At 33.9% G+C, this 12,308-nt stretch carries 8 protein-coding genes; 4 read left to right on the forward strand and 4 right to left on the reverse strand.

Annotated features, from left to right (window positions below):
- Positions 1–24 precede the first annotated feature (24 nt).
- The 3 genes from hblD to MKY70_RS16680 form a co-directional block, all read right to left on the reverse strand.
- A complete protein-coding gene (gene hblD, locus MKY70_RS16670) occupies positions 25–1,245 on the reverse strand; it encodes a hemolytic enterotoxin HBL lytic component L1 (protein WP_002128070.1) in 1,221 nt (406 codons plus the stop codon).
- A 61-nt stretch (positions 1,246–1,306) separates the two neighbouring features.
- The gene (hblC, locus tag MKY70_RS16675; protein WP_341025281.1) at positions 1,307–2,626 is read right to left on the reverse strand and encodes a hemolytic enterotoxin HBL lytic component L2; all 1,320 of its coding nucleotides are present in this window, start codon (positions 2,624–2,626) and stop codon (positions 1,307–1,309) included.
- Between the two features lie 1,350 nt (positions 2,627–3,976).
- Positions 3,977–5,206 carry a helix-turn-helix domain-containing protein gene (locus MKY70_RS16680; RefSeq protein WP_341025282.1) on the reverse strand — a complete coding sequence of 410 codons (1,230 nt, stop codon included), beginning with the start codon at positions 5,204–5,206 and terminating at the stop codon, positions 3,977–3,979.
- 480 nt (positions 5,207–5,686) lie between these two features.
- On the opposite strand from MKY70_RS16680, the gene MKY70_RS16685 reads away from it, so the two are divergent.
- Positions 5,687–5,830, forward strand: a complete 144-nt coding sequence (locus tag MKY70_RS16685) for a hypothetical protein (RefSeq protein ID WP_000132592.1) — start codon at positions 5,687–5,689, stop codon at positions 5,828–5,830.
- A gap of 1,047 nt (positions 5,831–6,877) precedes the next feature.
- Here the strand turns inward: MKY70_RS16685 and MKY70_RS16690 are convergent.
- The gene (locus MKY70_RS16690; RefSeq protein WP_002128073.1) at positions 6,878–7,759 is read right to left on the reverse strand and encodes a CPBP family intramembrane glutamic endopeptidase; all 882 of its coding nucleotides are present in this window, start codon (positions 7,757–7,759) and stop codon (positions 6,878–6,880) included.
- Between the two features lie 359 nt (positions 7,760–8,118).
- Here MKY70_RS16690 and MKY70_RS16695 point away from each other — a divergent pair, with 359 nt between their 5' ends.
- From MKY70_RS16695 to MKY70_RS16705, 3 genes are all read left to right on the forward strand, one after another.
- Positions 8,119–9,456, forward strand: a complete 1,338-nt coding sequence (locus MKY70_RS16695) for an erythromycin esterase family protein (protein ID WP_341026401.1) — start codon at positions 8,119–8,121, stop codon at positions 9,454–9,456.
- 203 nt (positions 9,457–9,659) lie between these two features.
- Positions 9,660–10,238 carry a sensor domain-containing protein gene (locus MKY70_RS16700; protein WP_002168043.1) on the forward strand — a complete coding sequence of 193 codons (579 nt, stop codon included), beginning with the start codon at positions 9,660–9,662 and terminating at the stop codon, positions 10,236–10,238.
- A gap of 114 nt (positions 10,239–10,352) precedes the next feature.
- Positions 10,353–12,140: a hybrid sensor histidine kinase/response regulator transcription factor gene (locus MKY70_RS16705; protein ID WP_341025285.1), complete on the forward strand. Its 1,788-nt coding sequence runs from the start codon at positions 10,353–10,355 to the stop codon at positions 12,138–12,140.
- The last annotated feature ends 168 nt before the right edge of the window (positions 12,141–12,308 follow it).

A 12,308-nucleotide genomic window follows, 5' to 3' on the forward strand; every position in this document is an offset into this window, starting at 1 on the left:
CAATTTAGGTTTTAATTTTCAGTTCTATTCCTGTTTAAAAGCAATATCTTTTGAAATGAATTCTGCATCTTTATGAATATCATTCCAACTTTCTTTAGCAGCTTTTAAATCATCCGGTATTAAAGAGAATTTGTGGTCTTGCATAGAATCGATATTATCCAGTAAATCTGTATAATTTGCGCCCATTGTATTCCATTGCTTTTGAATATTTGTTAGAGATAATATCGCTTGATCTACAGTCTGATATAGATATGCCAATGTTTCTTTCGCGTTAGTAAGCGAAAGAACTGCTTGATTAGCACGATCTGCTTTCATACTTAATTCTCCGATTTTGTTAGAAATTTCGTTATAGGAGTCCATATGCTTAGATGCCGTGACACCCGCCGCAGTTCCTAGACCGATACCAGCTGCTCCAAGAGCTGAAAGTCCACCAACAACAGCTGGTGTTGCTGTACCACCAGTTACAACAATTACAACTGCTCCTCCAATAGCTGCAATAACTAAAATAGCTGCTCCCAATCCACCACCAATTGACCATGCTAATACATCATCAAAATGTTTTTTCTGAGTAGAACGAAGTTGCTCAATTTCAGCTTGAAGTTGCGGAATCGTTGCCTGTTGACCTGCTAATATTGCAGTTAATCCACCTTTGCCATCTGGACCACCAACATTATTTTTAAAATCTGTAGAATTTTGATATAGTTTCCCTTTGAAGTCTTGTAGCATCTTAATTACATCTGTAACCTCTTTTGAATTTGTATTAATTGTAGTAATTAAATCACTTATGCCCTCTTTTAGACCTGCCTTATCTTTCTTTTGTACAGTATCTACTAAAGTGTCGTAATAATTTTGAAATTGTTCATCGTAATTTACAATATTACGAGCTGTTTTTTGAATCTGTGGCTTCGCTTTATCTAACCAATAATTCGCATTGATTCGTGACAGTTCTTGATTAAGGTGAATATTTTTGAGCAACTCCCCTCCTTCTGATCCTAAATCGATATTAGATAAATTTACATTCGGTTGCTTAATCATTGTTTTTGCGTACAAATCCATTACAAGAATATGAGACCCTGTTTCAGCCAATGCTTTCTTCAGTCCCTCGGGACCTAAAGCATAATTGCCTACTTTTTGTTCTTGAGCGGTCGTTTCTTGTGCAAATGCATGAATAGTGTTACCAGTAGTAGCAGTTATAACCGTTGCCAGAGTGGCTAAAGTTAGCACTTTGAATGGGAATTTTTTCATAACTATTCTCCTTCTTTCGCTAGATTCTTATAATCTTTATAGTTTTTTAAAAAACGTAATATTAAAATTTATATACCTGTTCTTCAAGGTAACTTATTACATTTTTTAATTGTCTTAATGTATCTTTTTGAGACTGCTCGTTAGTTGCATCAACATTAGTAGATAATTTTGTAATGTTATTTTTTATTAGATCCAAATCTTCTTTATAGCGCTTTAGTAGGTCAAGTTCTACATCTACTTGGTTTGCAAACGTATGCAAATCATTTTGTGAAAGAAGAAGCATTGATTTTTGTAAATCTGCTATTGATAGTTTCGTTGTTAAATCATATACTTTTTGGTTTTGTTTCTCTAAGTCATCTAAATATGCTCGCTGCTCTGCTGTTAGTTTATTTACTTCTGCGAAGACACCAAATGTTTTCTTAATCTTTTCAGTATCAATGGCTTTCATCAGGTCATATTCTTGCGTTTTTGCGGCTGCAGCTGCAGCTATTTCACCTTGTTTGCTTTTCTCAATTGCTTCACGAGCTGCTTTTTTGGCCGATTCAATCTCTAGAGCAGTTTTACCTTGTTCTGTCGCTTCTTGCGCCGCTTTTTTCTCCGCTTCTAGAATAGAGTTGTTAATTTCTTTTCCTTTGTTATACGCTGCCATCCCTGCTTGAGCAGCCGGTTCAATAATTTCTTTTGAAAGACTATAAACTTCTTTGAATATAGCAAATCCCTGCTCATTTAAAGCTCCTGGTATTAATGCAATTTGTTGTAAATCATTTTGAATTGCTTTTTTGGTATTTAATATTTCATTTTTTAACTGATCTATTTTTCCTGTTCCATCTGTACCTAATATGCCTTGCGCAGTTGCCACATTAGTATCGAAATCTTTTAATTTTTTATCAAGCTGTAATTTAAGATCTGTTAATTCATTAATTTGTCGTTGCGCATTTTCTTGATTCGTCATAGCCATTTCTTGAAGAACTTCAAGTCTATCCGAAAACCCTTCTCTATCTTCTTTATTGTCTACATACGATTTTAATGTCGGGTAATAGCTATTAAATTTCGTTACAAATCCTTTACTTTTTGAATTTAATAGAATTAACTGTGGATAGAGTTCCGATGACCATTCCTTCATATCTTGTTTAATTAGGAATTGATTGGTATTTAAAGCTGGGACTTCCTCTAGCTGTACATTAGGACTCATTAAAGATTGATCAATATACGTTTGGATTAATTTAGATTGCGCACCTAATTTTCGTAATGATGAAGAAATATCCATGCTTTCCTGTTGAGTTTCTGCTTGAACGATTGGTGCTGCGAGAGTATTGATAGGAATAGTTGCTCCAGTTACAATGGATGTTATTAAAAATCCTGTCATTATTTTATTTTTCATTCCGTACACTCCTTTACCATTGTTTTTTATAACTTGATTCATATAACTTGTACGCCCTAGCGCTAGGCTCTCTCCTTGCACACGCATGGGGAATGGGAAGTCTTTCGGATAGGGTGTTATCGTTATTATTTACTTCTAAAAGGATCTAAGGATTTTACTTCCCTCTCATTTAGATACTCTATTTTTCAAATAGTAAACGATAAAAATTCATCAGCTATATTTGAATTAGCTGCCCAATGAGTAGTAAAATATTATTTCCCCCTTAGAGCTGCTGTTTAACTTACAGATCCGTGAAGATAGATAACCATTGCTTCTAGAGTTAATCCTGTCATGACCTTTTTTTAATATCAATTTCATAATATGGTTTTTAGTTTTGTCAGCAATAGCCTTACAAGACTACAAAAGATGAAATTATACTGTACATTGCTTATACTTTTATTGCGGAATAAATTCACTTTTGCTATGTAGAAACTTAAAACCCATTTTTACAAAAATACTACTTTTGAGATTCTAAATACCTTAAAAAATAAACTGATTATTAAGAAAATTATTCACAACATAATGTTACTTGCAAATTTAATAACCTCTATTAGCTTGCTCTTCTCCCTTCTGTGTGGTCATACCAGTTATGTTGTTCATTAAAACATTAAATTTCCAATGCGTAAATAGCAAAATTTTGTCGATTGAGCTCGATAATTTAACTATTAAGTAAAAATACGAGCCTGAAAAATTATACCGATATAATTAACTAGGAATTACAGCTCTGTAATTGTAATGATTACAAATTAAAGTGTATACGGTTAATAAATAACCATTTTAGCTCAACCAAGCAATTTTATTTTTAAAAAAATACTTATAGAATAATTTAATAGGTTTTTTTATACTTTTTTCCCTTTATTTGGTTATGTATAATTGCATATACTATAGATATATCAAGTGATATATGTTATATTGTTAAACTTTATGTAATAGTCCCTAATATCACCATTATTAAATACTTAACATGAAGATATTAATCTATAAACTTATTCCTCGTTATAACCATGGGTTTTAAAATATAAAAAAAGCCGCAAAGCTTTCTCGAAAAGAACCTTGGCGGCCTTCTGTTTTTTTGTCTCCTTAGAAAAATAATGGATAGTGTACTCTTTAAAATTAACAACATGTTATAAATCTTACCCTTGTCCTTTGGCTTCACTAAATGTTTCATGGACTCTTCAAGATCTATTTGAATACATATTCCTTTTCTAGATCAATCACATACCCTTTCTAGAGTAAAAGAAACAGTATGCTCAAGTTTTAGAGTTACTTGCGCGTATATTAAAGTTTTTTCACAAGAAACTGATACTAAGCTTATATTACGGTATATTTTTCACGATACTGTCTAGGTGTCATGTTAGTTGATTTTTTGAAAACCCTTGTAAAATAACTTTGGTCGTTAAAATTAAGCCAGGCACAAATATCTGATAGTGGATATGTAGTGAGTGTTAATAATTTTTTTGCTTCTTCCACTCGTTCCCTTTGAATAAATTCACTTAAAGGAATCCCCACTTCTTTTTTAAATAATTTAGATAAATAAGTAGGGGTAATATCCAAATGATTAGCGAGTTCATTGAGAGATATTCCATCGTAAACATTTTTACTAATATGATTCATACATGTAGTAACCGCATTTGAAAATTTTTGCGCATTGAATTCTTTCACCCGATCTGCAAAAGTACGTAAAGCATCTCCTGACAATCGCCTTACAGAGTCCACGTTATCTAGTTGTTCCATAGTTTGGATATACAAAATACTAAGAGCAAAAGCAATGTCTGGTGGGAGATTACCTTCTATCGCATATCGAGTAGCTAAAGTAATCGCAATAATCCCATGGTTTTTTTGGTTTCTGAGTGGATCCGCTGTTAAAATTAATTCAGTATCTTCCTGCGAAACTGCATACATATATTGCAACAACTTCTTTTTATTTCCCTCTTTGATTGCTGAAAAATAATTATGTACTAATGCCATGTTGTGAGTTTTTGGTTTATTTTGTTGACGTTTTAAAATATATAGATCAGGTTTCACAATTTTATAGGGAACTTCCTCTAACACTTTATTTTTTTCTACAACAATATCAACATCTAACTTTTCATTGAAAATCATGTAATGCAATAAAATTCCCATATCAATTAAAGAAGTTTTTTTAACCTCAGGTAGGGATTGAAAATAGGTTAGTCTTTCTTGAATATTATTATTTGAGTTAAATTCTTTTCGAAGTTTAAAGGTTACATCATCCGATCCCTTTGGATATATAGTGGGGCCAATTATTATAGTCCCTTTTATATAATCATGATTTTCTATATGAATTAGGATGAAATTTTCAAGATAACTGTTACATCTGAAAAGTGGCAAATTATAGGGATCATTTTCTTGATAAATGTCACTAAGATGTTCTTCTTTAGAAGAATAAAAAGGACTACAAATATCCTCAGAATTAGAATGATATAAGATTTTTTTGTCTGTGGATAAAATGTGAACAGGTACATTAAAGGCTTTATGTGCGAGATCACACACGTGTTGTATATCGATAGAATTATTCATTACCTTCTCCTCTTAATTAGATTACTGATAAATTTTTACATCGTTCCTGTATAGGTTCATAAATCATTTTCCGTCAGGTATAACTCACGACAAAATATTACTATAAAATATCAAATTAGTACAATTTACGACAAAATATTACTATATTTTTTTTATGAAAATCATATATTATTTATTTGTAAGTAGCATCTAAATATCAGAGTAGTTAGGAAAAGTGTGAAAGAAATAGATTCTTTTCTTATAATTTTCTAAACGACAATGAAATGAGCTGAGGTCGTTTCTTAATTCTCCAAGATCTAATCATAGAACTTGAGAAAACAGTGAAGAACCTACAAAATACAGAAACAAGGGATGATTGGAGTATACAACTCTAGTAAGTAATAGCTTCTTGCTAATCCTGCGAAAAATCTAGCCTTTGCGGATACATTGCCAGACGAACTAGAATATGCCCCAGGTACATTACAAATAGTAGGCTAAACAGTGACAGATACATTCGATACAGACAAAAGTAAATTTAATGTAGGAAAAGAAAACGAAGAATTTTGGGATGTGACACATACAGAGTGGCATACAATGGTACTCCATGCGAGGGACAAGCTGGAAAAAAGATTAAAAATACAGTGAAAGTCCAAGGAGATACTGTATCACCGTAAGAACTAACAGCCAAAAATTCAAGCACTTGGACAAACTGAGATTAAAAAAGTGGATGCTGCAAATTCGAATATAAAACTGATAAACTGCTGTATTCCAAATTTTTGACAAAGATAATAAAGAAGTCGAAAATTTAACAGCAGATGAAAATGATAAAGCTATTTCTGAACCACTATGCTTCGAAAAATTCACGTTGGAAGAAATTCAAGCACCAAATAGGTCTACGTTATTTAAAGATCTAATTGAGGGAAAGTTCTTATCATCAGTACAAAAATAAAAATAGAAAACACAAAAAGCGAATGGAATATTAAAAATACTGACGATATAGGTCCAACTATTTTTATCTAATTGGCACTATATTACTGGTCGCAACATTAGTTTTAGTTTCCGCAAAAGCGGAAGAAATAAATAGATTCCAAAATTATTAGGAATAGCAGCGGTGACACAACATATAAATAATTTTTTTATATGTTGTTAATCTTTGTAGTATCAGTCTTTATGCTACCTAGCTTTATTACTCCATCACATAAACATATTATTTATTTTCTAAGTACAATGGCTATTAATTAACAAAAACAACACCTCTAATTAAGAGGTGCAGTAACATAAATCCAAAGTAATAGTAGACATTAGACACTTATTTCACTGTAAATTGACCTCAAAATAATAGTTACTGCAATATCAGGATTTGTTTATTCTATAACAAAAGAAATGTCACTTAAGCATTCTTTGTATGCTACTTTTAATTAATATATATGACACCCTTAATTTCCCACTCTATTTTTAGTTAAGAATCAAAATACTGAAGCCAATGAAATTGTATTACATTGGCTTCAGTATTTCAGATTTAAAATTACGAATAAAAACAAAATACCGTTTAAACACCCTGTTTTTAATCGTGTGAAATTTAACCCTTATCGATACGTATGACATTCACATGACCACTAAAAACCCTTAAAAAGCAATCTGAGAGTCCGTTTTTCTGATTCACAATCATTTTTTTAAAATTTATGTGAAAAATCAATATTTAGTAAATCTTATTATCCGAGACACAATTATTGCCGTAATCAAGATAATAAGGGCGGTTATCAAGCCAGATTCTCCAATCCAAATCTCAGTTTGATATCCTGTACTTGCACGTGCGAAAGGTCCTTGAATAATGGCATTCCAAGTAGTATGGATGATAACCGAAGGCCAAATGCTACCTGTGATAAGTCGTAAATAAGCTGTAATATAACTGAATGGCACAATACAAAAATAGATGCCAAGTACTGAAAGAAAGACAGATGGTCCCTCTACATATAGACCAGCAATAACAATTGGAACATGCCACGTTGCCCAAATCAATCCACTAATAAGGATGGGCCGTGAAAACTCTGCATCGACTAGCCTTGTGAGCATATAACCTCGCCAGCCCATTTCTTCTCCCAAAACTGGGATTAAGTTAAGCAAACTTCCTAAAATGCCGCTCAATATTACTAGATAAATGAAACTGAATGGTGCCGATAGATACTGAAGTCCAAGTATATTGTAGATTGGTTCTAACATACCACCTTCGGGATGCTGAAACTTCGCAATTCCGCTCAACCAGGCGATAGAATAAGTAATTCCACAAATAATCATAGGTATTAGCAGAGCAAGACCAATTCCCTTCCATATCTTTAAGTTACCGAGACTAAAAGATACATCTTTAAAACCTTCTTTCAGTATTATGCGAGTCAAAATAGAAGAAAATGCTGGGGTAAACATATATACCACAATAAGCGGCATACTTTTAGTAATCATTACTACTAAATTTAGAATAATAGAAGTAATGAACAAGATAGTTAAAAAGAGTCGAAGTCCTCTTTTTGCACGTTGGACTTTATCTTTATTGCGGCATGATTCTGCATGTAATATCATTGTAATCCGCCCTTCCCCTTTTATTAATTTGTTTATCGAACCGACTTCCTGTCATTTCAACAAATTCAACTTAGAATGAAAATATTTTGGCATATAGATTAATCCATCTTTAAAACCCCTCTCAAATTCATAATCTCGTCTTACTTGCGATTCAATAATGTAATTATTATTCATAAGTTGTCATAACCGATAGTACGAAAGTGTAATGATTAGCCAATGACCTGTGTCAAAAAATCTTATGACAATATGTAACTAGAAAATATGATATGGAATAGATGAAAATTGAATTAAGGCGATTGATTCGTGCAAGTACATGGATCAATCTTGCTTTTGAAAATAATTCAATTGAGGTGGAAAAAATGAATAAGAAAAGAATGGTTGCAATGGTTAGTACAGCTTTATTAGTCACAGGATGTGGAGAAGTAGGAAAGGCTCAAACAGTAGCAGTCGAAAATTCAGGCCAATCAATCCAAAAAAATATAGTTAAATCAATACAATCACAGGCTAACCCATTAAGAACGATAGAACCGTCAAAATCATTTGAGGATTTAAAACCACTTAAGAACATGATTGGGAGCGCACAATATGTAGGATTAGGAGAGAATACTCATGGAAGCTCTGAAATTTTCACCATAAAATTTCGCCTTGTGAAATATTTGGTTACTGAGATGGGTTTTACGAATTTTGGAATGGAAGAAGATTGGGGAAACGGCTTAAAACTAAATGAATATATCCAAACAGGAAAAGGAAACCCTAGGGAATTTTTAAAATTGTTATATCCTACTGATGAAATTATTGCCATGATTGAATGGATGAAGGATTATAATGCTAATCCTTCCAATAAAAAAAAGATCCAATTTATTGGACTAGACTTAAAGACGCTGGACCAAAGTGTCTTTAATAAAGTAATTGATTATGTAAAGCTGCATCGACCAGATTTGCTGGCAGAAGTAGAAGAAAATTATAAAGAACTGTCATCTTTCACTGGAAGTGTACAGGAATACATGACGCTTGCTCCTGAAATGAAAAAAAAGTTCAAGGCAAACGCTGAGAAAGTAGCCCAATTACTTAAAGATGAGAATGGGCAGGCAAACACAGAAATAGTTTCATCCGAGTACATCTGGGTAAAAGCAACAGCGAATGCAATAGAGAAATTCACCACAATGCTGCTTCCTAATGACTATCCAAGTATGATAAAGCTACATGAGCAATACATGGCCGATCAAGCAATGTGGGCACAAGAGACATTGGGTGGTAAAACTATGGTATGGGGACACAATATTCATATAGCTAAAGGAATTATCGATGAGAAATTATATCCTTATGCTGCGGGGCAGTTTTTGAAGGAACGTTTAGAGAATAATTATGTCACAATTGGTAGTACAACTACGGAGGGGAAATTCACATTATACAGCGAATATAATCCTTCCACCGGAGGTAAGATTGCAACGGATACTATTCCACAAGATGTAAATAGTTTCAATTATACCCTTGGAAAAGTCCCGTATAAAATGTTTTTGTTAGATAACCGTCACCTTAAAGGGCAAGCAGATAAATGGGTTAGAGAAAAAAGGCCATTACTGAGTATTGGGGGACAACTCCTCCCGAACGGTTCGTTATACTTTGATACTTCATTGCGTGAGCAATTTGATATTATTTTTCACATTCGAAAAACAAGTCCATCTCATATTAAATAAAAGTACAAAACAATCCCGTTCTTGCATCTGCAAGAACGGGATTGTTTTATGGAGATTAATATAAGCATCTTTTTTAACCAGAAGTAGGTTACTCTCCCCTTTTTAGCATCATTTAAAAATGTCATATGACATTTTTACACTGGTGAATTTGACAAAAAAAGCAGTATGATGCGGTTATTACACAGAGAGGAGCGATGAACTTTATGAAATCAAGATTCATCCAGAATGGTTATTTTTTATTGCTAACTTTCGTTACAGGATTGTTTTATTTTTGTTTTTACCTAATAGCTTTGCTATTCAGTTTCACCCTTTCATTTACGGTAGTTGGGATTCCATTAGTTATACGAGTACTACAGACTACCACACCTTTTATCCAATTCGAGCGTATACAGACGAAAATTTATACCGATATTTCGACTGACTCTTACGATAGAAGTATAACAACGGATACATCAAACTGGGCTCAGGTGAAATTAGGACTTACGGATCGTCGCACCTGGTCTGCTGTCTTTTGGTTAATGCAGAAATTTGTGATTGGCATTTTCAGTCTCATTAGTGTAATCATTTTTTATATAATGCCACTTATGTTCCTGTTGGCACCACTACTGTATCGATACATCGATATGAATATTATTTTCATACAGATAGATACTTTTTCCAAGTCACTCTTTGTCATGTCTATGGGTATAGTGTCTATCGCCATAAGTATTAGAATAGTAGATGGTTTGACAAAGAAATTTGGTGGTTATACACGTAGTATGATTCGGCAACTAAATCGATAGAAGTTTGCAGTCTGTGAGAGGATCGCAGTGTAAAATTAAAAAGTATAACAATGCATAAAGGATTAATTTATAATATAAGAAGTAAAAAGGTAGGCTACTTAGGGGGTAAATAACTTGTTAGATATGGTTAAGTATTGGTTTTGGTATGATTGGATTATGTTAGGGGTCCGTCTAATTGCTAGTGTGTCTATCATCCTAGCTACATTAAATTTTCAGGATGGTTTAACATTGCCACTTTGGATTATTATTCTTTGGGAGGTTGTTGCCTTCTCTATTCCATGGGTAGCCTTACTGTTCAATTATAAATATTACTTGTTCACAGAAATACTGCTATATGGTGGACTGTCTATATATTTAACCTCTTTATTTCCGGAAGCTTACAACACATTTCTTATATCGGTATTTCTTATCGCTGCGAATAGTAAGCATTCGTCCTATTATTGGACAGCTCCAACAACAGTTTTTATAACAACTGGAATTTTTTATGCAGTTGCGCCAAGTAATAGCTATTGGGTTATGGTCACCTATTATGGATTCGCATATGTAATGGGATTCGCTTTTCATTTATTAATCGTCAATCATAAACAAAATGAAGCGATTCGTAAACAAAACGCGGTACTTGAGCAATATATGTCTCAAATCGAACGCATTACACTGGCAGAGGAACGAAACAGGCTGTCGAGCGAGCTTCATGATACAGTTGGTCACGCTTATACTTCTATTATTATGGGGATGGAAACGTTGCGCACCGAGCTTGCTACCGAAATGGGTATTCAGAGGCTAGATTCTCTGCTTGAAATGGGACGTAAAAGCATCGAGGACGTGAGAGGTTACCTACATCAAATGGAGTCTCCGTGTCAATCGCCTTCCTTGATTCAATCTCTACAAAATCTTGGAGCCGAATTTCAGGAGCACGCTCGGGTGAATGTAAGCTTTCGAGCATTCGGAGAAGAATACGAACTGTCTCGGCAAGCGAAGATAGCGTTTATTCGTTGCTTACAAGAGTCCCTTACGAATGCAGTACGTCATGGTCAGGGGACTGAAATTATAGTTTCATTGCAGTTTGAACAACAATATACGAGGCTGGAAGTGCAAGATAATGGAAAGGGAAATGTAGAATGGCAGGAAGGCTTCGGTATGAATGCTATGAAAGAGCGGGCAATGAATTTACAAGGTCAATTGTCTGTATATACAAAGCCAGAGGAAGGAATGCTTGTTACATGTACCATACCGCGACAAACTGAAATAAGAGATGGACTTATTCGTTTGTTAATTGTAGACGACCAGCCATTTGTTCGGGAAAGTTTGAGGACACTACTCGATAGATATGAAGATTTAAATGTAGTCGGTTTGGCTGAGGATGGCAATCAAGCCATCGATTTGTGTGGGCGCCTTCAACCCCACGTTGTACTTATGGATTTAGATATGCAGCACATGGATGGAGTCGAAGCAACCAAAAAGATAAAGCAACAATGGCCACATATCCGCGTATTGATTTTTACAACGTTTCAGGATACCGAACAGGCGTTGGAATCGCTTCGCAACGGTGCGGATGGTTTTTTACTCAAATCTATTGAAACGTTGGAGCTAGCTAATACGATCCGACTTATTCACAAAGGTGGGACACTGATTGATCAGGGGATGTCTCACAAAATATTTGAGAAGTTTGATGAGCAAATCGAGACACCACAATCAAAAGCTACTGCTTATGAGCTAACAACCAGAGAGATAGAAATATTGCAGCTAGTAGCAAAAGGACTCCGATACACTACAATAGCTTCAAGGTTATATTTGTCGAGTGGTACAGTCAGGAACTATGCTTCCTCGGCTTACACAAAGTTAGGGGTGCGTAACAAGGAAGAAGCTGTCCAGAAGGCTCTAGAAATTGGAGTTATTGAATAAGAAAAATGTTTGTTGTTTCTTTAGAGCTAAGTAAGCTGTAGTTACAAGATGCCGTAAAGGATAAAACTACGAATTTTATTGAATATCATTTTTGATAGATAATTTTAGAAAGATAAATCCTGTTTTAATAAACTTTAAATAGCGTTACTACATTCAATATGTAATAAC

The organism is Bacillus sp. FSL R9-9492, from assembly GCF_038007365.1.
Classification (GTDB): domain Bacteria; phylum Bacillota; class Bacilli; order Bacillales; family Bacillaceae_G; genus Bacillus_A; species Bacillus_A mycoides.

Bases quoted from the DNA above. Each gene is read 5' to 3' on its own strand.
- hblD (WP_002128070.1), bottom strand. From the start codon at position 1,245: ATGAAAAAATTCCCATTCAAAGTGCTAACTTTAGCCACTCTGGCAACG.
- hblC (WP_341025281.1), bottom strand. From the start codon at position 2,626: ATGAAAAATAAAATAATGACAGGATTTTTAATAACATCCATTGTAACT.
- MKY70_RS16680 (WP_341025282.1), bottom strand. From the start codon at position 5,206: ATGAATAATTCTATCGATATACAACACGTGTGTGATCTCGCACATAAA.
- MKY70_RS16690 (WP_002128073.1), bottom strand. From the start codon at position 7,759: ATGATATTACATGCAGAATCATGCCGCAATAAAGATAAAGTCCAACGT.
- MKY70_RS16695 (WP_341026401.1), top strand. From the start codon at position 8,119: ATGAATAAGAAAAGAATGGTTGCAATGGTTAGTACAGCTTTATTAGTC.
- MKY70_RS16700 (WP_002168043.1), top strand. From the start codon at position 9,660: ATGAAATCAAGATTCATCCAGAATGGTTATTTTTTATTGCTAACTTTC.